Genomic DNA, 20,956 nt, shown 5'->3' on the forward strand with positions numbered 1-20,956 from the left:
GCGAGCGGCCAATCCAATTGGAGGCGTTGACGGTGCCACATCTCGCCGCCATGTCCAATAGGCCCGGCGTCGGGTTTGCCTCGGCTTACCCGCCGGATCTTCAACCCGCGGTCCTAGGAGGAAAGCGGTGGCGAAAGCGGGGCAAGCCGAAAGGACTGGATGGACGGGGTAGGGTGCTGCCCGATGTCGCGCCCCCGATGCCGTGCCCCAGATGCCGCTCCAGTGACCGCCGCGCGGGCCGATCTCTGCCTAATTTTTCATCATCTGCCGGAATGGCAGCCAGAATGCCGGGCCAAATCGGGGCGTCCGGTCCTGCCAATCGGTCGAAAGCCCGAAAATTGCAGCAGAGTGAGGGTTCCGGAGCCTGCCTGTTTTCTGTGCAGACACCGGGTGCGACTCGTCCGGGGCTGCCCGTTCGGGGGTCCGGTCCTGGGACAACCCTGACGATTCCAAGCCGTTTTCGACTGGCACGCTTCTTGTAACGCTGGAGGCGTCCTTGGTCCCGTCCGCCGCCCCGTCTTTGCCGGGGACGGGGCGACCGGGACGGGGTCGCCCCAGTGCGGTGCCCAGCGCGCGGAACACCTCCGGTGCCGCGCCGGCCGTATCGGGGCGGGAGCGATTTTGGAGAAAGAGGAGCCTCGATGAACCGTCTGTTCCTTCTGGCCGCACCGATGATGGCGGTTGCTCTGGGCACGGTCGGCATGCCGGCCGCAGCCCTTGCCCAAGATGCGGCCGCGGCCGCCGCTGCTGCCGCGCCGGCGCTGAATGGCGGCGACACCGCCTGGATGCTGATCTCCACCGCGCTGGTGCTGATGATGACCATCCCCGGCCTGGCGCTGTTCTACGGCGGCATGGTCCGCAAGATGAACGTGCTGTCGACGGTGATGCAGAGCTTCGCCATCACCTGCCTGATCAGCGTCCTGTGGTACGTGATCGGCTACAGCCTGGCCTTCACCGGCACCGGCGCCTATGTCGGCGGGCTCGACCGGCTCTTCCTGAACGGGCTCGACTTCTCGAAGGCCTTCGTGCTGGGCGAGGCGACGGGGTCGGGTGTCGCGACGACGATCCCCGAGCCGGTCTTCATGATGTTCCAGATGACCTTCGCGATCATCACCCCGGCCCTGATCACCGGCGCCTTCGCCGACCGCATGAAGTTCTCCTCGCTGCTGGTCTTCACCGCCCTGTGGTCGATCGTGGTCTATGCGCCGATCGCTCACTGGGTCTGGTATCCGTCGGGCTTCCTGTTCGGCCTGGGCGTGCTGGACTTCGCCGGCGGCACGGTCGTGCACATCAACGCGGGTGTCGCCGGTCTGGTCGCCGCGCTGGTGATCGGCAAGCGCAAGGGCTACCCGAAGGAAGCCTTCATGCCGCACAACCTGGTGCTGTCGCTGATCGGCGCCTCGCTGCTGTGGGTCGGCTGGTTCGGCTTCAACGCCGGTTCGGCCCTGACCGCCGGTCCGCGCGCCGGCATGGCGCTGGCCGCCACGCACATCGCCACCGCCGGTGCCGCCATGGGCTGGCTGTTCGCGGAGTGGATCGTCAAGGGCAAGCCGTCGATCCTCGGCATCATCTCCGGCGCCGTCGCCGGTCTGGTCGCGGTGACCCCGGCCGCCGGCTTCGTCGACCCGACGGGCGCCATCATCATCGGCATCGTCGCCGGCGTGGTCTGCTTCTGGTCGGCCACCAGCCTGAAGCACATGCTGGGCTATGACGACAGCCTGGACGCCTTCGGCGTGCACGGTGTCGGCGGCCTGATCGGCGCCATCCTGACCGGCGTGTTCGCCAAGATGTCGGTGTCCAACAGCGAAGGCGGCTTCGCCTCCGTCCTGCAGGCCGACCCCAACGCCACGCTGGGCCTGCTGGAAGGCAACGCCGCCGCCGTGTGGATCCAGGTCCAGGGCGTGCTCTACACCATGGTGTGGTGCGCCGTCGCCACCTTCGTCCTGCTGAAGGTCGTCGACGTGGTGATGGGCCTGCGCGTCGAGGAGGATGTGGAGCGCGACGGTCTCGACCTCGCCCTGCATGGCGAGAGCATCCACTAAGACAAATCCCTTTCCCACGGGTCTCTTCGAGAAGGCCGCCGGTTCTCCGGCGGCCTTTTTCGTTTGGATTGTTGCACGGGCGGAAACGCTGTGGCGCGGGCGGGCCGGCTTCACGGCGGGGCCGGGGCGGACTACCTCTGGTGCAACGTCATTGTGCTTTGCCAGGAGTTGCCGCCATGTCTACCAAGCCCGCCACCCCCGGTGTCCGTCCGGTGCTCGCCGCCGTGGAGGGCATGGCCACCTCCGACGGGGCCGGGGTCAGCATGACCCGCATGCTGGGCACGCCCCGCCTGCGCACGCTCGACCCCTTCCTGATGCTTGACCTGTTCGGCTCGGACCAGCCGACCGACTATCTCGCCGGCTTCCCCGACCATCCTCACCGCGGGTTCGAGACGGTGACCTACATGCTGGCCGGCCGCATGCGCCATGCCGACAACCATGGGCATGAGGGCGTGATCGAGACCGGCGGCGTGCAATGGATGACCGCCGGCCGCGGCCTGATCCATTCGGAGATGCCGGAGCAGACCGAAGGGCTGATGCGCGGCTTCCAGCTGTGGATCAACCTGCCGGCCCGGCTGAAGATGACCGACCCGCGCTATCAGGAGTTCCCGGCCGCTTCCATTCCGGTGGAAAAGCGCGAGGGTGGGGCGACCGTCACCGTCATCGCCGGCGACACCGCCCGCGGCACGGCCGGGCCTGTGCGGGCCGAGGCGACCGACGCCCGCTATTTCGACGTGACGCTGCCGCCGTCGGTGTCCTTCGCCGAACCGCTGCCGGCCGGCCACACCGCCTTCCTGGTGCTGTTCGAAGGCACGCTGGATGTGGGCGGGGAGGGAGCTTTGTCGGGGCCGCGGGTGATCGTGCTGGGCGACGGCGAGCGGGTGGAGGCGGTGGCCGGGCCGGACGGCGCCCGCTTCCTGCTGCTGGCCGGCGAGCCGATCGGCGAGCCGATCGCCTGGGGCGGTCCCTTCGTCATGAACACGCGGGAGGAGGTGATGCAGGCCTTCCGCGACTTCGAGGAAGGGCGCATCTGATCGCCCGATGCTGCGCGGGGCCGGTCCTCATGGTCTGCCCCACGCGGCATCTCGTGCCTTGCACCCCCGCCGTCCCCGGTTATCATGGCGCATTCCGTATTAACACCAACGATGGCGGGGAGCCGGGGCGATGCGAGCAAAGGGTCTGATGGGCGGCTTCAGGGCGGCTGCGGCTGCGGCACTGCTGGCTCTGACGCTTGCCGGGGGACTTTTCTCCGCCAAGCCGGCCGCCGCCGTGGACTTCTCCAAGGCCGCCGCCGATTTCGGGCCCGAGGGCGCCTGGACCAACCAGTGCGACATCGACCGGATGACCGACAGCAAGACCTGCCGGCTGATGATCTACCGCCTGTTCGACGACGGGAAGGATGTCGGCTTCATCGCGCTCAGCATCATTCCGACCGGCAACGACTTCCACCTGTTCCTGACCACCAGCCAGGGCCTGATCGACCGCTGCGCCATCCGCGTCGACCGCCAGCCGCGCATCGAATCGCATGTGGCGACGCTGAACATGTGCATGTTCCCGAACTTCGTGTCCGGCCGCGTCGCCGACCAGTTCCGCAACGGCTCGTCCATCCTGGTCCGCGTCAACTCCCCCCACATGGGCAAGCGCGACATCGACTTTCCGCTGAACGGCTTCTCCCGCACCTTCGAGGAGATGCAGCGCAGCCTGCAGTGAGGGGGAGTGATGTCCCCCTCTCCCCTCCGGGGAGAGGGTCGGGGTGAGGGGGATGCATGGGGTGGATTTGGTGCAGGGCGGAGAGTGCGCGATGCTTGAAGATCCTCGCCGCGCGTCCCCCTCACCCTAACCCTCTCCCCAGGGGGGAGAGGGGATTGTAGGCGGGAGAGGGAGCGCTGACGCCTACCCCGGCAGGCGGTAGCCCGCAGCCGGTTCGTGCATTGGGCAGCCGTTGCGGTCCATGCGGAATTCGGCGGAGCGGTCGTAGGCGAGGCGGCGGGCGCGCATGATCGAACCCAGCGGCCGGTGCGCCGCCAGACCGTGCCAGGGGCTGAAGGACAGCCGGTCGTCGCCGGCGCGCGACCGTTCCTCGCTCCACGCCGTCTGCGCCGGCACGGTGAGGCGGGCGACGGTACGGTAGGGGCTCAGCTCCTCCGGCCACAGCACGCTGGCATCCTCCACCGGCATGCGCTCCTCGTCGGTGCGCAGTTGGGCGCGCAGTTCCCAGACGGCTTCGTTGTCGCGGAAGAACTCCACCACCGCTTCGCGCAGGCCGTTCGGCTTGCCGTTGACGGTCAGCGCCGCGCCGGCCAGCGCGGTCAGTTCCGGAGACACCGGAACGATCTGCAGCTTGGCGATATGGTCGCCGAAGCGCAATGCGGCCTGACTGTAGAAGGTTTCGCCCAGGATGTGGGTTTCCGGGTGGCCGCCCAGCGTCTTCAGCGTGGCGCTCTCGCCGCCGAAGGCCTCCACCACCCGTTCGGCGGCACGCAGGCCGGCCGACAGCACCGTCTTCGCCGTCTCCGCCCGGTCGGTGGTGGCGGCCAGCAGCTTCAGCGTCGTCAGGAACCGCTTGGCGTCGGGGGCCGAGAAGACAGGGGCGTTGGCCATGACGAAATCCTGCGTGGCCTCGTCCTCCGATCCCGGCAGCCGGTCGCCGGACACGCCCAGCACCTTCACCGCCAGACCACGCGGGGTCGATACGCTGTCGGGCAGGATGTCGCCCGGCGTGGTCGACAGCCGCAGGATCGCCGGATAGCTCTCCGGCCGCGCGAACAGGCCCTGGGCAAGCTCCGCCGGCAGATCGTCCAGCACGTCCAGCCTGCCGATCAGCAGCCCGTGGCTCTTGGCGTGGACGCTGCGGTTCGCATGGCCGCTGTCCTCGAAGGTCTTGGCGCTGATCGACAGCAGCGTTTCGGCCAGTTCCTCGAAGATTCGGGCTTCGTCGGGACCGGGATTTTCGACCGACGGGGCGTAGGGCAGGGGCTTGGCAGTGGGCTGGGAAAAGGCAGCGGACAAGGGGCCGGCTCCGGATTGGGGAAGGGGCGGGGTGCAGCCGGGACAACAGCCGGATTGTGTCGTCCGTTCCGCAACGATTCGCCGGAGCCGGCGGAGGTTAATGACCAGGCCCGGCATCCGCCTTTGCTGTTCGCACTGCACAAAAAGAGGCGGGATTGCAAATAATCAAGCACGACCCATGCGGGTGTGGTTTGGGAGTATTCCAATCTTCTATGGAAATTAACCCAAGAGTATTGGAAGATCCCTTATAAGAAGTCTGTGGCGCTGAGGTGCCTTGCCTGCTTATCCTTCAAGGTGGGAGGGTCGGAGATTTTCGATCACTTTGCGGAGTTCGAAGAGTCCGGCCGGATCGGCGACTGAAGGATGCTCCATGACCAGCTGGCCTGCGATACGTCCCATCAGGTGGGTGCGCGGCTGCGTCCTGCTGCTGGGACTTCTGCTGGCGGCGATGGCGTCCTCCGCCGCCGGACGGCCGTCGGCGGCGAACCGGACGGTGCTGGTCCTGCATTCCTACCACCAGGGCTACGAGTGGACGCATGGTCAGGCCGACGGTATCACCAAGCTGTTGGAGGTGGAGGCGCCGACCGCGATCGTGATTGCCTATTACCTGGACTGGAAGCGCTTTCCGGACCGGAGCGGCCTGGAGCTTCTGCGGGCACTGATCGCCTTTCGCCATCCTCAGGGCACCGTCGATGCAATCATCACCACCGACGATGCGGCATTGGAATTCGCTCTCGACCTGCGGCGGGAATTGTATGGGCCGGTGCCGCTGGTGCATGGCGGCGTGATCGCGGCAACGGCACGCAAGCTGACCGCGGGCGAGCGCAATGTGGTCGGGGTGGACGAGGGCAAGGACATCGAAGGAACCGTCCGCATGGCGGCTGCGGCCAACCCGAAGCTGCGCCACCTGTTCCTTCTGCGCGACCAGACCGAATCGGGACTTGCCCTGGATGTCGAGGTCGAGGCGCTGGCGGCGGCCGGCCGTCTTCCCGCCGGGCTGGAGCGGCATGTGCTGCCCGACCTGCCCTTCGCCCGGCTGGAGGATCGGCTGGCGACCCTTCCGCCCGACAGCGCCGTGCTGCTCGGGAGCTATGCTTCCGATGCCGACGGGGTGGTTCTGCCGCCCGAGGAGTTCCTGGACCTGATGAGCGAGCGGAGCAGCGCGCCGATCTATGGCCTGCAGGACTTCCTGCTCGGCCACGGCATCGTCGGCGGCAGCCTGCTGAGCGCACAGGAGCACGGCCGGGCGGTGGGAAGGCTGGCCGCCAGGATGTTGAACGGGGACGGGGTGTCCGATCTGCCGGCGGAGGCGAACCGCTCCGTTTCACGCGCGGCGGATTACCGGCAGGCGGAGCGGTATGGCATCGACGCCATGTCGTTCGGGCCGCTCGACCGGCTGATCAACAAGCCCTTCTCCTTCATGGAGACCTACCGCTGGCTGGTGGTGACGGTCGGCGGCGTGCTGCTGCTGCTGTTCGGCATGGTGCTGGTGCTGTCCTTCGCGCTGCGCGAACGCCGGATGGCCGAGGCGGCGCTGCGGGTGAGCAACGATGCGCTCAGCGACTCGCGCCGGGAGCTGCAGGCCAAGGTGGAGGAGCTGACCGCCAGCAAGGAGGCGTTGCGCGGGCGTGAGCGGTGGATGCGGCTGGTGGCCGAGGCGTCGCGCGACATCATCTGGACCTGGGACGTCGTCAAGGACCGCCGGGTCCTGTCCGGCCGGGTCGAGGAACTGCTGGGGGTGGATGCCGTCAGCATCAATTCGCTGGCGGCCTGGTACGACCGTGTCCACCCGGACGACCGCGCGCATGCGGAAGAGGAGCTGTGCCGCCACCTGTCGGGCGAACTGCCGGAATACCGGGTGGAATACCGCGTCCGTCACCGCGACGGCAGTTACCTGTGGCTGTACGCCACCGGCAAGGCCCTGTTCGACGAGCAGGGGCATCCGACGATGATGGGCGGCTCCTACACCGACATCACCGCCCAGAAGCAGCAGCAGGCGCGGCTGGACCATCTGGCCCATTATGATTCGCTGACCGGGCTGCCCAACCGGCTGATGCTGGAACGGCATGTCGACCGGCTGATCGCCGACAACAGGGCGTGCGGCAAGGCCGGGTCGCTGGCGCTGCTGTTCCTCGACATGGACAATTTCAAGTTCATCAACGACGGGTTCGGCCACAAGGCGGGCGACGAGCTGCTGGCGATGATGGGCCGGCGCATCAGCGAGGGAGCGGGCGAGGGGCTGTTCATCGCGCGGCTGGGCGGCGACGAGTTCGTGGTGGTCGTCCAGGGCGGCGACGCCGGTGCCCCGGCGGAGGTGGCGCGGCGGGTGGAGCAGGCTCTGGCCGCGCCCTTCCTGGTCGAAGGGCAGCATTTCTACGTTTCCTGCAGCATCGGCATCGCGCGCTATCCCTGGGACGGCCGCTGTTTCGACGATCTGCTGCAGAATGCCGACACCGCCATGTACCGGGCCAAGGACAATGGGCGCGGAAGCATCTGCACCTTCACCGCCGACATGAACCTGAACGTGGTGGAGCGCATGCAGCTGCTCAGCCGCGCCCGGCTGGCCTTCGACCGCCAGTCCTTCAGCCTGCATTACCAGCCCCAGGTCGCGACGGCCGACGGCCGGGTCCGCGGCTTCGAGGCGCTGGTCCGCTGGACCGATTCGGAACTGGGGCCGGTGTCGCCGGACCGCTTCATTCCGGTGTGCGAGGATTCGGGCCTGATCGTCCCGCTCGGGCTGTGGGTGCTGGAGACCGCCTGCGTCGAGGCGGTGGGGCTGGGCTGCCGCGGGGCCGGCGACGTGACGATGAGCGTCAACATGTCGGCGGTCCAGCTGGCCCAGCATGATTTCGTGCCGCGGGTGCTGGAGATCCTGGCCCGCACCGGATTGCCGCCGCACCGGCTGGAGCTGGAGATCACCGAGTCGCAGATGATCGGTTCGCTCGACGCCGCCATCGGCAAGCTGAACGCGCTGCGGCAGGCCGGCATCCACATCGCGCTGGACGATTTCGGCACCGGCTATTCGTCGCTGACCTATCTGCGGACGCTGCCGATCAACACGCTGAAGCTGGACAAGGCCTTCATCGACGACGTCCACCGCCGCCCCGACGCGCGCAGCATGGTGTCGTCCATCTCGCGCATCGCCCACGACCTCAGCCGCAGCGTGGTGGCTGAAGGGGTGGAGGAGGCGGCCCAGTGGGAGGTGCTTGCGCAGATGGGCTGCGACCTGATCCAGGGCTATTTCATCAGCCGGCCGCTGCCGGCCGACCGCATCGACGCCTTCCTGGCGGCCTGGGAGGGGCGGCGGGCCGGCTTGCCGCTGATCGACGGCGATGATGTGGTGGTCGGCATGCCCTGCGCCGCGGCGACCCGGCCGCCGTCGCCGGTGTCATGATTTGGGGAAGGGCCGTAAACGCAAAACGCCCCGCAGGCGGACTGCGGGGCGTTTTCGGAGGCTGGGCTGACGGGACCGGAGGAGTCGCGTTCAGTGCCGCGTGCGGGCCGGGGTGATGTAGACGCCGTCCCAATCGACGCCGAACAGGGCGTCGTCGCCGGCCTCTTCCACCAGGTCGTCATATTCGTGGGCCTCGATCAGCCCGAAGATGGAGGCGGTGCCGGAGGCGTCGAGGTCGCAGGTCACCACATGGCCGCCCACCTCGACGGAGGTGAAGAACACTTCCGGCAGCTCCATGCTGTCCAGGTCGGCGGTGACGGCGGCTTCGATCTCGTGGATGGAGCGGGACGACAGCGACACGCGCAGCTTGGCCGCCTGGGAGGCCCAGACGATGCGCTTGACGTGTGCCGGCTCCTTCATCTCCGCAACGCCCGCCGCTTCGTCGCCTTGGCCGGCCATCGCGATCATCCGGGAAACCAGGGTCGAGGTGCTGCTGGGTGCGCGCATTGAAGCCTCCGCTCGTTCGATGACGACAGATTTGCGCGCAGGCGGTTAACGGGGTCTTAAGCCGGCACCGGGGCTAAAGCCTTACCACCGCAGGAGTAGGCTTATCCGTTCGGTTCTAGGGGGCGGCAAGGGCGGCGGCGACCCCTGCCGCGACCCGCGCGTTGTTGCGGATCAGCGCGATGTTGGCGGTCAGGCTGCGCCCGCCGGTGATGCGCTCCAGCGCCGCCAGCAGGTGGGGGGTGATGTCCTTCCCCTTGATATTGTTGGCTTCCCCATCGGCCAGCGCCTGGGTGACCGCGGCTTCCATCAGGTCGGCGTCCAGTTCGTCGGCCGGTGGGATGGGGTTGGCGAGCAGCACGCCGCCTTCCAGGCCAAGCTGCCATTTCGCCCGCAGGATGTCTGCCACCTGTCGCACGTTGTCACAGCGATGATCGACGGGCAGGCCGCTGCGGCGGCTGTAGAAGGCGGGAAATTCGTCCGTGCCGAAGCCCAGCACCGGGACTCCGCGGGTTTCCAGCACCTCCAGCGTCTTGGGCAGGTCGAGAATCGACTTGGCGCCGGCGCAGACCACGCAGACGGAGGTGCGGGCCAGCTCGTCGAGGTCGGCGGAGATGTCGAAGCTGCTCTCCGCCCCGCGATGGACGCCGCCGATGCCGCCGGTGGCGAAGACGGAGATGCCGGCCAGCCGCGCCCCGATCATCGTCGCCGCCACCGTGGTGGCGCCGATGCCGCCGCCGGCGAGCGCGATGGGCAGGTCGCGGCGGCTCAGCTTGCGCGCCTTGTGGCCGGCGATGGCCAGCCGTTCCAGCGCCGTGTCGTCCAGCCCGATGCGGATGCGGCCGTCCATCACCGCGATGGTGGCGGGGATGGCGCCGGCGGCCCGCACCTCCGCCTCCAGCGCGCGGGCGGTCTCCAGATTCTGCGGATAGGGCATGCCGTGGGAGATCACGGTCGATTCCAGCGCCACCACCGGGCGGCTCGTGGCAAGCGCGTCGGCAATCTCGGGGGTCGGCAGCAGGATCGGGTGCATGCGCTGGGTCTCCGGTTGTCGCGCCCTATATTAGGACGCATGTCCGCTGCACAACAATCCAATCAGGCTGGGTCCAAACCCGATCGCCCGCATCCTGACAAATGGATCAGGGTCCTGCCCGAGGGGCTCTATGTCGAGCCGGGAGGCTTCTACATCGACCCGGTGCGCCCGGTGGAGCGCGCGGTCGTCACCCACGGCCATTCCGACCACGCAAGGCCGGGCAACCGCCATGTGCTGGCGACTCCCGGCACGCTCGCCATCATGCGCCAGCGGATGGGCGAGGGGGTGGGGGGAAACCTGCAGCCGCTGGAGTATGGCGAGAGCTTGCGCATCGGCGACGTGGCGGTGCGGCTGGTTCCGGCCGGCCATGTGCTGGGCAGCGCCCAGGTGGTGCTGGAGCATGCCGGGTCGCGCGTGGTGGTGTCGGGCGACTACAAGCGCCGGCTCGACCGTACCTGCGCAGCCTTCGAGCCGGTGCCCTGCGACGTCTTCGTGACCGAGGCGACCTTCGGCCTGCCGGTGTTCCGCCACCCGCCCGACCTGGGGGAGGTGCAGAAACTGCTGCATTCGATGGCGCTGTTCCCGGAGCGCAGCCATGTCGTCGGCGTCTATGCGCTCGGCAAATGCCAGCGGCTGATCACCTTGCTGCGGGCGGCGGGATACGACCGGCCGATCTGGCTGCATGGCGCGCTGGAGCCGCTGTGCCGGCTCTACAGCAGCCTGGGGGTGGAGTTGGGGGAGCTGCGGCCGGCGACGGTGGCGGCGAAGGAGGATTTGAAGGGGGCGCTGGTGCTGGCCCCGCCGGCGGCGGTGGCCGACCGCTGGGCGCGGCGGCTGGCCGATCCGGTGGTGGCGGTGGCGTCGGGATGGATGCGGGTGCGCCAGCGTGCCCGCCAGCGCGGGGTGGAGCTGCCGCTGGTGATCTCCGACCATGCCGATTGGGACGAGCTTTGCCAGACGCTGGAGGATGTCGGTGCGCCGGAGGTCTGGGTGACCCATGGCCGCGAGGAGGCGCTGGTCCATTACGCCACCAGCCGCGGCATCCTCGCCCGCGCGCTGGCGCTGATCGGCTTCGAGGATGAGGATTCGGAAGGGATTTCGGAGAAGGCCGGAGAAGGGGAGGCGTCGTGAACCGCTTTGCCGCGCTGATCGACGCGCTGGTCTTCATGCCGTCGCGCAACGGCAAGATCCGCCTGCTGGTCGAACATTTCGCCACCGCGCCGGACCCCGAGCGCGGTTGGGCGCTGGCTGCGCTGACCGGGGCTCTGAGCTTCCGCGAGGCCAAGCCGGCGGCGATCCGCGAACTGGCGGCGACCCGGGTCGATCCGCAATTGCTGGCGCTGTCCTACGACTATGTCGGCGATCTGGCGGAGACGGTGGCGCTGATCTGGCCGGAGCGTGCTGAACGCGCGAACAGTCTGCCGCCGAGCCTGGACGAGGTGGTGGAGGGGCTGCGGGCCGCCAAGCGCGGGCAGGTGATCGGGCTGGTGGAGGGCTGGCTCGACACGCTCGATTCGTCGGGGCGGTTTGCGTTGCTGAAGCTCATCACCGGGGCGTTGCGCATCGGCGTCTCGGCGCGGCTGGCCAAGACGGCGCTGGCGGAGTGGGGCAGGACGGCCCGGCCGGAGGTCAGCGTCGATGACGTGGAGGAGGTCTGGCACGGGCTGACCGCCCCCTATGCGGAGCTGTTCGCCTGGCTGGAGGGGCGGGCCGAGCAGCCGGCCACCGGCTCCGGTGCCGGCTTCCGCCCGATGATGCTGTCCCACCCGCTGGAGGAGGAGGACCGCGCCGGGCTCGACCCCGCCGCCTATGCCGCCGAATGGAAATGGGACGGCATCCGCGTGCAGATGGTGGCGCGCGGCGGGGAGCGGCGGCTCTACAGCCGCACCGGCGACGACGTGTCGGGCGCCTTTCCCGACATCGTCGACCATATGAGCTTCGACGCCGTGCTGGACGGCGAGCTGCTGGTGGCGCGCGACGGGGTGGTGGCGCCCTTCAACGATCTGCAGCAGCGCCTCAACCGCAAGACGGTGACGGCGCAGATGCTGCGCGACGGGCCGGCCTGGGTGCGGCTCTACGACATCCTGTTCGACGGCGATGAGGATTTGCGCGGCCTGTCCTTCGTCGAGCGGCGCGCCCGGTTGGAGCGCTGGTTCGAGGCGGTGCAGCCGCGGCGGATGGACTTGTCGCCGATGGTGCCCTTCACGGCCTGGGACGAGCTGGTGGCGTTGCGCGAGGGCGCGCGGGAGAACGGCATCGAGGGGCTGATGCTGAAACGGCGCGACAGCGCCTATCTGGCTGGGCGGCCGAAGGGGCCGTGGTTCAAATGGAAGCGCGGGGCGCTGACGCTCGACACCGTGATGATGTACGCCCAGCGCGGCCACGGGAAGCGGTCGAGCTATTATTCCGACTACACCTTCGGCGTCTGGCGAGGGGAGGAGCTGGTGCCGGTCGGCAAGGCCTATTCCGGCTTCACCGACGCCGAACTGATCGAACTGGACCGCTGGGTGCGCAACCACACCACCCGCCGTTACGGCCCGGTGCGCGAGGTGGAGGCCGGGCTGGTGCTGGAAGTCGCCTTCGACAGCGTGCACCCGTCGACCCGGCACAAGAGCGGGCTGGCCATGCGCTTCCCCCGCATCCACCGCATCCGATGGGACAAGCCGGCGCATGAGGCGGACCGGCTGGAGACGCTGGCGGCGATGGTGGTTGGGTAAGATTCCCTCTCCCGCCCCGGGAGAGGGAAGGGGCCCATGCGAAGCATGGGAAGGGTGAGGGGTAGTGCAAGGAACCATGCGGTTCGGGTTTCTTGGGTCACCCCTCACCCTCCCCGCCTTTGGCGGGTCCCCTCCCTCTCCCGGGGCGGGAGAGGGCATCTGCCATCATCGCAAATAGCTGGTGGAGGCTTTACCGCAGCGGCGCGGTCACCACGTCGACGGAGGTTTCCGCCACGGTGCCGACGACATCCACGGCGGTGCCGGCGATGCTGGCCGCACCGCTGGCCACGCCGGTGACGGCACCGCAGCCGCTCAGCGAAGCGCCCAGCAGCAACAGGGCGGCGAGCGGGAGACAGCGGCGGGAAGCGGGGCGGCGGGACATGCTGTCCTCCAGAAAACCAAGGGGCTGGAACGAAACCGAGGGCATTGCAGCACGCAATCCCCACCGAAAGGTTAATTCGGGCATTTGGCACAACAGCCGTGAAATCCGCCGTCCTGCGAAGAAGCGATCACTGATCCTGAATATTACAAGTAATTAATAGTGGTGTAATACCTTGATATAGGTTTCCGCAAAGATAGGGCGGACTTAAAAGAAATCGGCATGGCTGCCATGAGTATTCAGCCGACTTTGCGGAATGTTTCTGCGTGGCCGCGTTCATTTCCGGCCCCATATCAGGCCTGCCGAGCGACGAATGACGTCTGCGAGCAATCGACTGGTAGGGAAAGACACCGATGCGCGACGGATCCTTTGCCGATCTCACCGCCCCCTACGACCGGGTGGCTCTCGTCCTGCAAGGCGGCGGAGCGCTGGGGGCCTATCAGGCGGGCGTCGTCGAGGGGCTGTTCAAGCACGACATCCATCCGACCTGGGTGGCCGGCGTGTCGATCGGCGCCGTCAACGCGGCGCTGATCGCCGGCAACCCGCCGGAGCGGCGCTGCGCCGCGCTGGCGGAGTTCTGGGCCCGCGTCGCCCCGCCCTCGCCCTGGGAGCATGCGGAGGCGCTGTGGCGGCGGCTGGATCCCGACGGCCCGTCGATTTCCATCCTCAACCAATGGAGCGCATGGCGGACGGCGCTGTCCGGGCAGCCGGGCTTCTTCCGGCCGCGGCCGGCGGTGGAATGGGCGGCGGCCGGTCCCTTCGCCGGGCCGACCAGCGTCTACGACACCGCGCCGCTGAAAAGCACGCTGGAGGACCTGATCGACTTCGACAGGATCAACCGGGGCGATGTCCGGTTGTCGCTGGGCGCCGTCAATGTGCGGACCGGCAACTCCATCTATTTCGACACCGAGACCCACCGGATCGGCCCGGAGCATGTGATGGCCAGCGGCGCCCTGCCGCCCGGCTTCGCCCCCGTGGAGATCGACGGCGAGTTCTATTGGGACGGCGGGCTGGTCTCCAACACGCCGCTCGACCATGTGCTGGAGGACCAGCCGCGCCGCGACACGCTGGTCTTCCAGGTCGACCTGTGGAGCGCCAGCGGTCAGGTGCCGCGCGGCATGTCGGAGGTGCTGGAGCGGCAGAAGGACATCACCTATTCCAGCCGCACCCGCTTCAACACCGACAAGGTCACCTACGAGCAGACCCTGCGCAACCAGCTGGTCACGCTGCTTGACCGGCTGCCCGGCGATCTTCGCGACACGCCGGAGGCCAGGGCGCTGCGGCGCGCCGCCTGCGGGGCGGCGATCAACATCATCCACCTGATCTACCGCCGCAAAAGCTACGAGCGCGACAGCAAGGACTACGAGTTCTCCAACGCCGGCATGCGCGAGCATTGGGAGAGCGGCCTTGCCGACACCCTCGCCACGCTCGCCCACCCGGAATGGCTGGCGATGCCGTCGCGGCTGGACGGTCCCGTTACGCACGATTTGCGGCGCGCGGCCGTAACCGAAATCCCCACCGATGCACCCTGAACGATGCAGCTTGAACGAAGGAGCGGACCCATGTGTTTGCAGGACAAAGTCGCCGTCATCACCGGGGCGGCGAGCGGAATCGGGCTGGAAATCGCCCGGACCTTTGCCGGCGAAGGCGCGCTGGTCGTCATCGCCGACCTCAACCAGGCCGGTGCCGACGCCGCGGCGGCCAGCCTCGATCCCACCGCCAAGCGGGCGCTCGGCGTCGCCATGGACGTGACCGACGAGGCCCAGGTCGAGGCCGGCATGGCCCGCGCCGTCGCCGCCTTCGGCCGCATCGACATCCTGGTCAGCAATGCCGGCATCCAGACGGTGGCGCCGGTCGAACAGTTCGAGTTCGCGAAGTGGAAGCAGCTTCTGTCCATCCATCTGGACGGCGCCTTCCTGACCACGCGCGCCGCCCTGCGCACGATGTACAAGCAGGGAAGCGGCAGCATCATCTATATGGGGTCGGTCCATTCCAAGGAGGCGTCGCCGCTGAAGGCGCCCTACGTCACCGCCAAGCACGGGCTGATCGGGCTTGCCAAGGTGGTCGCCAAGGAAGGGGCGGCGCATGGCGTGCGCGCCAACGTGATCTGCCCCGGCTTCGTCCGCACCCCGCTGGTCGAGAAGCAGATCCCCGAACAGGCCAAGGAGCTGGGCATCTCCGAGGAGGAGGTGGTCAAGACCGTGATGCTGAAGGAGACCGTCGATGGCGAGTTCACCACGGTCGAGGACGTCGCCCAGGCGGCCCTGTTCTTTGCGTCCTTCGGATCGAACGCGCTGACCGGCCAGTCGCTGGTCGTCAGCCATGGCTGGTTCATGCAATAGGCGGAACGCCGCCGGACTGAAAAAGGCGTCGGGCCAATGGCCCGACGCCCTTTCGTTTGAAGATGAGTTGGTTCGCTGAGAGACCATTATCGGCCGTCATCCCCGCGGAGGCGGGGATCCAGGCTGATTCGCTTCTAAACCTTTGGAACCTCTGGATTCCCGCCTTCGCGGGAATGACGGCCGAGAGATGCTCATGACGTGAGCATCAAACCTCGTGAACTCTCAGAACTCCTTCCAGTCGTCGTCGTCGCTGGTGCTGTGCTTCAGGACCGGGACCGCAGCGGCGCCGCGCGCGGGGGAGTCGGTGCGGGCAGACGGCTTGGTCGTCGCGACCGCGTGGGCCGTGCCGTTGCCGCGGGCGGCGGGCTTCGCCGTGGGCTTGGCGGCGGTGCGGGTCGGGGCCGCGGCGGCGCGGCGCGTGGTGGCGGCCGCTTGGGCGGTGTGGGCAGCGGCATGGACGGCGACCGGCGCGCGCGGAGCCGCGGCGTAACCGAAGCCGGCCGCCTGTTCGAACTTGAAGAAGCCGACCAGCGACTTCAGGTCGCCGGCCTGACCGCTCATCGCCTGGGCGGCGGCGGTGGTCTCCTCCACCAGGGCGGCGTTCTTCTGCGTCATCTCGTCCATGTTGGCGACGGTCGAGTTGATCTCGTCCAGCGCCGTCGCCTGCTCGGCCGAGGCCGACGCCATCTCGGCGATCAGGGTCGCCACCTGCTGCACGCCGGACACGATGCCCTGCAGCGCGTCGCCGGCCTTGCTGACCAGATCGACGCCGTCCTTCACCTGGGCATCGCTGTCCAGGATCAGGCCCTTGATTTCCTTCGACGCCTGGGCGGAGCGCTGGGCGAGCTGCCGCACCTCCTGCGCCACCACGGCGAAGCCGCGCCCGGCGTCGCCGGCCCGCGCCGCCTCCACCGCGGCGTTCAGCGCCAAGAGGTTGGTCTGGAAGGCGATCTCGTCGATCACGCCGATGATGTCGGTGATCTTGCGGCTCGATTCCTCGATCCGGCGCATCGCCTCGATGGCCGAACCGGCGACGCCGCCGCCGGATTCGGCGGAGCCGCGGGCCTGGGCGGCCATCACGTTGGCGCGCTGGGCGTTCTCGGCGTTGGAGCGCACGGTCGCCCCCAGCTCTTCCATGCTGGCCGCGGTCTCCTCCAGCGAGGAGGCCTGCTGCTCGGTGCGGTCGGCGAGGTCGGAGGATCCCAGCGACACCTCGGCGGCGGCGGCGGCGATGGTCTCGGCCGCCTGGGTGATCTGGCCGACGATCTCGGCCAGCCGGGTGGAGGTGGCGTTGACGTCGGTCTTCACCCGCTCGAAGGCGCCCTGGTAGTCGCGGGTGACGCGGCGGTTCAGGTCGCCCTGGGCCAGTGCGCTCAACACCTCGCCCAGGTCGGCGATGACCGCCTCCACCGTGTCGGTCAGGCGGTTGATGCCCTGCGACATGGTCTTGTAGAAGCCGTCCTTGCCGGCCAGATCGATGCGGCGATCGAGGTCGCCCTTCGACACGGCGTCGATCAGGCCGGCGATCTCCTCGCCGATGGCCTGCTCGCGGGCGCGTTGGGCCTCGGCGGCGCGGCGCTCGGCCTCCAGCCGCTCGCGCTCGGCCTCGTCCATCCGCTTCTTCTCGACGGCGTTGTCCTTGAACACCAGCACGGCCTTGGCCATGCTGCCGATCTCGTCGCGGTTCTCCAGGGCGGGCACGTCGACGGCGAGGTTGCCGGCGGCCAGCTCCGTCATGGTGCCGGTCATCTGCACCACCGGGCGGACGATGGAGCGCGCAGTGATCAGCGCCACCAGGATGCCGAGCACGAAGGCGCCCACCGCCATGCCGATCAGCAGCTTGGTGGTGGTCTCCATGTCGCTCTGCGCGCCGGTCAGCATCGCCTTGCGGACTTCGCTCTGCGAGGCGACGGTCTTCGTCACCAGATCGCCGAATTCCTCCGCCTCCGCGCTCATGGTGGTGAAGGCCAGCGTCTGGGCCTCGTTCACGGCGGTGACGACGCGGTTGAAGCTTTCCAGGTAACGGCCGGCAGTCTGGGCAGCCTCTTCGGCAGCGCGCTTGTGCGCCGGATCCGTGAGGGTATCGGCCAGTTTGCGGGCGGCCTTGATGAAGCCGTCCATCTGGCCGCGCACCTCGTCCGCGGCCTTGGCCGACGGCTCGGTCAGGAAGCGCTGCGAGCCCAGGCGGGCAAGGATCAGCGTTTCCTGCGCCTGTCCGGCATGGGCGGCGGCTTCGAAGTTCCCGGTGGCGATACCCGTGGTCATCACTTGGCTCAAGGCTTCGCGCGCCTTCATGCCCAGCGGCATCAGCTCTTCCGGCACCAGCCGGTCGCGCAGCTCGCGCGCCTTGACCAGCTGGCTGAAATTGGCGCTGTAACTGTCGATCTTCTGGATCATCCGCTCGATGTTGGCACGACGGCCATCGTCCAGCGTCGCGTCGCGGGCGGCACGCAGCATCTCGCCCAGCGTCCTCTGTTGCGCCTGGGTCGGTGCGATCAGCGCGTCGTTGCCGGAGAAGGAATAGTTGACCACGTTGCGCCGCATGTTCGCGACCAGGCTGTCGATGTCGGAAATCCGGATCGAGTTGTCCGAAACCGACCCATAGCGGGTGAATCCGTCCTCCACCGTCGACAGCGACCGTACGCCGAGTGCTGCCACCAGGGCGAGGAGGACGAGGATCAGAAGGAACCCCACCTGGATGCGGGTGCCCACCTTGAATCGGCCGGCGAAGCTGGCGTTCTGCATGGTCAAATGCCTTGGTCTGCGGTGCGGATCGAACGCGATACGCCCGGCAGGGTAGAGGAAGATGGTTTCCAGTCCGTTGCCATGGCGCAAGGAAATGCAGGGAAAGCGTCCCTGGGCCGCGGCAAAATCGTGTCAAAGTCGCGGCGCGGGGCTTTGACGATGCCGCACCGGTCCCTAGGTTAGGTCGCCTGAACAGCATTTCGGGGCGGTGCCATGGTCTGGCCCATTCCCTGGGCTGGTTTCCCGAAACCCGCAGAGACCACCGAAGAAGAAGATGCGCCGCAGCCTTCCGCCGACCTCCGAAAACAGCGCCTTCACCCGCCCGTCCGGCGACCTGCGCGCCGCGATGCGCTCGCTGGCGCCCTATATCTGGCCCAGCGATTCCCTGGAAACCCGGATCCGGGTGGTGGCGGCGATGCTGCTGCTGATCGGCGCCAAGGTCGCCAACGTCTATGTGCCGATCTTCTACAAGCATGCGGTGGACGCGCTGACGCCTGCCTCTGCGGGCGGGAGCGTTGGGCCGGGCGCGGCGGTGACCATCCCCCTGGGACTGATCGTCGCATACGGCCTTGCCCGTGTGACCTCGCTGATCTTCGCCGAGCTGCGCGACGCCGTCTTCGCCACCGTGGCGCAGCGGACCATCCGCCGGGTGGCGCTGTCGGTGTTCCGGCACCTGCACGCCCTGTCGCTGCGCTTCCATCTGGAACGCCAGACCGGCGGCCTGACCCGCTCGCTGGAACGCGGCACCCGGGCCATTGAGTCGCTGCTGCGCTACACCCTGTTCTCCATCGTGCCGACGCTGGTGGAGATCGCGCTGGTCTGCGCCATCCTGTGGAAGCTGTTCAGCATCTGGTTCGCGCTGGCGACCTTCGTCACGGTGATGGGCTACATCCTCTACACCTTCTTCGTGTCGGAATGGCGCATCAAGTTCCGCCGGCAGATGAACGACACCGACAGCAAGGCCAACACCAAGGCGATCGACAGCCTGCTGAACTACGAGACGGTCAAGTATTTCGGCAACGAGGAGCATGAGGCCCGCCGTTACGACGGTGCGCTGCAGAGCTACGAGAAGGCGGCGGTGCGCAGCCAGCAGAGCCTGTCGCTGCTGAATGTCGGCCAGTCGGCGATCATCTCGCTGGGGCTGGCGGTGGTGATGGGCATGGCCGCCAAGGGCATCGTCGACGGCAGCATGTCGCTGGGCGACTTCGTGCTGGTGAACACCTATCTGCTGCAGCTCTACCAGCCGCTGAACTTCTTCGGCGTCGTCTATCGCGAGATCAAGCAGTCGCTGATCGACATCGAGTCGATGGTCACGCTGCTGGCGGTCGACCGCGAGGTGGCCGACGGCCCAGAGGCGAAGCCGCTGGCGGTCGAGGGGGCGGAGCTGCGCTTCGAGGGGGTGGAGTTCGGCTACGATCCGCGCCGGCCGATCCTGAAGGATGTCAGCTTCACCGTGCCGGCCGGCAAGACGGTTGCCATCGTCGGCCCGTCCGGGGCGGGCAAGTCCACCATCAGCCGGCTGCTGTTCCGCTTCTACGACGTCAACGGCGGCCGGGTGCTGATCGACGGGCAGGACATCCGCGACGTCACCCAGTCCTCGCTGCGCGCGTCCATCGGCATCGTCCCGCAGGACACCGTGCTGTTCAACGACACCGTCTTCTACAACATCGCCTATGGCCGCCCCGGCGCCAGCCCGGCGGAAGTGGAGCGGGCGGCCCGGCTGGCCCACATCCACGACTTCATCATGGCGCTGCCCGACGGCTACCAGACCACGGTGGGCGAACGCGGGCTGAAGCTGTCCGGCGGCGAGAAGCAGCGCGTCGCCATCGCCCGCACCATCCTGAAGGATCCGGCGATCCTGCTGTTCGACGAGGCGACCAGCGCGCTCGACACCCACACCGAACGGGAAATCCAGGCCAACCTGCGCGAGGTCAGCCGCGGCCGCACCACGCTGGTGATCGCCCACCGGCTGTCCACCGTGATCGACGCCGACGAGATCCTGGTGCTGGAGGCCGGCCGGGTGATCGAGCGCGGCCACCATGCCGACCTGCTGGCCGCCCGCGGCGCCTATGCCGCCCTGTGGACGCGGCAGCAGGAAGCCAGCCAGGGGGCCAATGGGGCGTCCAATGGGGCGTCCAACCAAGCGCCCGATGGCGGCGGACCCGCGCCGTTGTCCGGCGTGCTGGCCTCGACCTGAGCGGAAGCGCGGAGCACGATTGATGGGACCGGCAAGGCAGGCGCTGCGCGCCGCGACGCGGGAGAGTCACGACCGGCTGGACAAGGCGGCGGTGCTGCAGCCGCTGGTCCGGCCGGACATCACCGCCGACCAGTATGCCCGGGCGCTGGCCGTGCTCTACGGCTTCAACGCGCCGGTGGAACGGGCGCTGGGGGAGGGGCCGGGCGCGGCGCGGCTGGCGCTGCTGCGCGAGGATCTGCGGGTTCTCGGCACCGATCCGGACGGGCTGGCGGAGATGACGGACCTGCCGCCGCTGGACAGCGCGCGGGCCCGGTTGGCGGCGCGCTATGTGCTGGACGGCTCCGCCCATGGCGGGCGGGCGATGCTGCCGGGGATCACCCGCGCGCTGGGTTACGACGCCCGGCGCGGCGCGCGCTTCCTGGCGTCGGATGGGCTGGACATGGCCGGGGCGTGGAAGGCGCTGATGGGGCGGCTGGAGGAGGAGCTTGCCGATCCGGCCGCGCTTGCCACCGCCTGCGCCACCGCCGCCGCGCTGTTCGCGGCGCTGGAGCGCTGGACGGCAGAGCAGTGGATGGGGGAGCGGAGGGGTTGAAA

At 68.4% G+C, this 20,956-nt stretch carries 15 protein-coding genes; 10 read left to right on the top strand and 5 right to left on the bottom strand.

Features of this window, described 5'->3' with window-relative positions:
• Nucleotides 1-641 precede the first annotated feature (641 nt).
• The 3 genes from ACCD06_RS18090 to ACCD06_RS18100 all read left to right on the top strand — a co-directional run bounded on the left by ACCD06_RS18090 (nucleotide 642) and on the right by ACCD06_RS18100 (nucleotide 3,752).
• Entirely contained in the window at nucleotides 642-2,042 is a 1,401-nt protein-coding gene (locus ACCD06_RS18090; protein ID WP_413342245.1) for an ammonium transporter, read from the top strand.
• Between the two features lie 176 nt (nucleotides 2,043-2,218).
• Nucleotides 2,219-3,076, top strand: a complete 858-nt coding sequence (locus ACCD06_RS18095; RefSeq protein WP_413342247.1) for a pirin family protein — start codon at nucleotides 2,219-2,221, stop codon at nucleotides 3,074-3,076.
• 130 nt (nucleotides 3,077-3,206) lie between these two features.
• The gene (locus tag ACCD06_RS18100) at nucleotides 3,207-3,752 is read left to right on the top strand and encodes a hypothetical protein (RefSeq protein ID WP_413342249.1); all 546 of its coding nucleotides are present in this window, start codon (nucleotides 3,207-3,209) and stop codon (nucleotides 3,750-3,752) included.
• 183 nt (nucleotides 3,753-3,935) lie between these two features.
• Here ACCD06_RS18100 and ACCD06_RS18105 read toward each other — a convergent pair whose 3' ends face one another.
• Nucleotides 3,936-5,051, bottom strand: coding sequence for a catalase family protein (locus tag ACCD06_RS18105; protein ID WP_413342251.1), 1,116 nt, complete (start codon nucleotides 5,049-5,051; stop codon nucleotides 3,936-3,938).
• Between the two features lie 370 nt (nucleotides 5,052-5,421).
• Here ACCD06_RS18105 and ACCD06_RS18110 point away from each other — a divergent pair, with 370 nt between their 5' ends.
• Nucleotides 5,422-8,445: an EAL domain-containing protein gene (locus ACCD06_RS18110; RefSeq protein WP_413342253.1), complete on the top strand. Its 3,024-nt coding sequence runs from the start codon at nucleotides 5,422-5,424 to the stop codon at nucleotides 8,443-8,445.
• 90 nt (nucleotides 8,446-8,535) lie between these two features.
• Here ACCD06_RS18110 and ACCD06_RS18115 read toward each other — a convergent pair whose 3' ends face one another.
• Nucleotides 8,536-8,952, bottom strand: coding sequence for a hypothetical protein (locus ACCD06_RS18115; protein WP_109150959.1), 417 nt, complete (start codon nucleotides 8,950-8,952; stop codon nucleotides 8,536-8,538).
• A gap of 115 nt (nucleotides 8,953-9,067) precedes the next feature.
• The gene (locus ACCD06_RS18120; RefSeq protein ID WP_109073696.1) at nucleotides 9,068-9,982 is read right to left on the bottom strand and encodes a pseudouridine-5'-phosphate glycosidase; all 915 of its coding nucleotides are present in this window, start codon (nucleotides 9,980-9,982) and stop codon (nucleotides 9,068-9,070) included.
• Between the two features lie 39 nt (nucleotides 9,983-10,021).
• Here ACCD06_RS18120 and ACCD06_RS18125 point away from each other — a divergent pair, with 39 nt between their 5' ends.
• Both ACCD06_RS18125 and ACCD06_RS18130 read left to right on the top strand, forming a co-directional pair.
• Nucleotides 10,022-11,113: a ligase-associated DNA damage response exonuclease gene (locus tag ACCD06_RS18125; protein ID WP_413342255.1), complete on the top strand. Its 1,092-nt coding sequence runs from the start codon at nucleotides 10,022-10,024 to the stop codon at nucleotides 11,111-11,113.
• Entirely contained in the window at nucleotides 11,110-12,699 is a 1,590-nt protein-coding gene (locus ACCD06_RS18130; protein ID WP_413342257.1) for a cisplatin damage response ATP-dependent DNA ligase, read from the top strand. The genes ACCD06_RS18125 and ACCD06_RS18130 overlap by 4 nt, the downstream gene beginning before the upstream one ends.
• Nucleotides 12,700-12,889: 190 nt before the next feature.
• Here the strand turns inward: ACCD06_RS18130 and ACCD06_RS18135 are convergent, their stop codons facing one another.
• Nucleotides 12,890-13,081 carry a hypothetical protein gene (locus tag ACCD06_RS18135; RefSeq protein ID WP_413342259.1) on the bottom strand — a complete coding sequence of 64 codons (192 nt, stop codon included), beginning with the start codon at nucleotides 13,079-13,081 and terminating at the stop codon, nucleotides 12,890-12,892.
• 350 nt (nucleotides 13,082-13,431) lie between these two features.
• Between ACCD06_RS18135 and ACCD06_RS18140 the strand changes: the two genes are divergently transcribed.
• Together ACCD06_RS18140 and ACCD06_RS18145 are read left to right on the top strand one after the other, a co-directional pair.
• Nucleotides 13,432-14,610 (top strand): DUF3734 domain-containing protein, encoded by a 1,179-nt coding sequence (locus ACCD06_RS18140; protein ID WP_413342261.1) that lies wholly within the window; start codon nucleotides 13,432-13,434, stop codon nucleotides 14,608-14,610.
• 30 nt (nucleotides 14,611-14,640) lie between these two features.
• Nucleotides 14,641-15,420, top strand: coding sequence for a 3-hydroxybutyrate dehydrogenase (locus tag ACCD06_RS18145; protein WP_413342263.1), 780 nt, complete (start codon nucleotides 14,641-14,643; stop codon nucleotides 15,418-15,420).
• Between the two features lie 222 nt (nucleotides 15,421-15,642).
• On the opposite strand, the gene ACCD06_RS18150 is transcribed toward ACCD06_RS18145, so the two are convergent.
• The gene (locus ACCD06_RS18150; protein ID WP_413342265.1) at nucleotides 15,643-18,165 is read right to left on the bottom strand and encodes a methyl-accepting chemotaxis protein; all 2,523 of its coding nucleotides are present in this window, start codon (nucleotides 18,163-18,165) and stop codon (nucleotides 15,643-15,645) included.
• A gap of 274 nt (nucleotides 18,166-18,439) precedes the next feature.
• On the opposite strand from ACCD06_RS18150, the gene ACCD06_RS18155 reads away from it, so the two are divergent.
• Nucleotides 18,440-20,362: an ABCB family ABC transporter ATP-binding protein/permease gene (locus tag ACCD06_RS18155; protein WP_413342267.1), complete on the top strand. Its 1,923-nt coding sequence runs from the start codon at nucleotides 18,440-18,442 to the stop codon at nucleotides 20,360-20,362.
• Between the two features lie 22 nt (nucleotides 20,363-20,384).
• Nucleotides 20,385-20,954, top strand: coding sequence for a biliverdin-producing heme oxygenase (locus ACCD06_RS18160; RefSeq protein ID WP_413342269.1), 570 nt, complete (start codon nucleotides 20,385-20,387; stop codon nucleotides 20,952-20,954).
• The last annotated feature ends 2 nt before the right edge of the window (nucleotides 20,955-20,956 follow it).

The sequence above is a fragment of the Azospirillum sp. CT11-132 genome, assembly GCF_047302835.1.
In the GTDB taxonomy this organism is placed as follows: Bacteria; Pseudomonadota; Alphaproteobacteria; order Azospirillales; family Azospirillaceae; genus Azospirillum.

What these genes read in the sequence shown, in the direction of transcription:
- ACCD06_RS18090 (WP_413342245.1), top strand. Translation starts at nt 642, where the DNA reads ATGAACCGTCTGTTCCTTCTGGCCGCACCGATGATGGCGGTTGCTCTG.
- ACCD06_RS18095 (WP_413342247.1), top strand. Translation starts at nt 2,219, where the DNA reads ATGTCTACCAAGCCCGCCACCCCCGGTGTCCGTCCGGTGCTCGCCGCC.
- ACCD06_RS18100 (WP_413342249.1), top strand. Translation starts at nt 3,207, where the DNA reads ATGCGAGCAAAGGGTCTGATGGGCGGCTTCAGGGCGGCTGCGGCTGCG.
- ACCD06_RS18110 (WP_413342253.1), top strand. Translation starts at nt 5,422, where the DNA reads ATGACCAGCTGGCCTGCGATACGTCCCATCAGGTGGGTGCGCGGCTGC.
- ACCD06_RS18115 (WP_109150959.1), bottom strand. Translation starts at nt 8,952, where the DNA reads ATGCGCGCACCCAGCAGCACCTCGACCCTGGTTTCCCGGATGATCGCG.
- ACCD06_RS18120 (WP_109073696.1), bottom strand. Translation starts at nt 9,982, where the DNA reads ATGCACCCGATCCTGCTGCCGACCCCCGAGATTGCCGACGCGCTTGCC.
- ACCD06_RS18125 (WP_413342255.1), top strand. Translation starts at nt 10,022, where the DNA reads ATGTCCGCTGCACAACAATCCAATCAGGCTGGGTCCAAACCCGATCGC.
- ACCD06_RS18135 (WP_413342259.1), bottom strand. Translation starts at nt 13,081, where the DNA reads ATGTCCCGCCGCCCCGCTTCCCGCCGCTGTCTCCCGCTCGCCGCCCTG.
- ACCD06_RS18140 (WP_413342261.1), top strand. Translation starts at nt 13,432, where the DNA reads ATGCGCGACGGATCCTTTGCCGATCTCACCGCCCCCTACGACCGGGTG.
- ACCD06_RS18145 (WP_413342263.1), top strand. Translation starts at nt 14,641, where the DNA reads ATGTGTTTGCAGGACAAAGTCGCCGTCATCACCGGGGCGGCGAGCGGA.
- ACCD06_RS18150 (WP_413342265.1), bottom strand. Translation starts at nt 18,165, where the DNA reads ATGCAGAACGCCAGCTTCGCCGGCCGATTCAAGGTGGGCACCCGCATC.
- ACCD06_RS18155 (WP_413342267.1), top strand. Translation starts at nt 18,440, where the DNA reads ATGCGCCGCAGCCTTCCGCCGACCTCCGAAAACAGCGCCTTCACCCGC.
- ACCD06_RS18160 (WP_413342269.1), top strand. Translation starts at nt 20,385, where the DNA reads ATGGGACCGGCAAGGCAGGCGCTGCGCGCCGCGACGCGGGAGAGTCAC.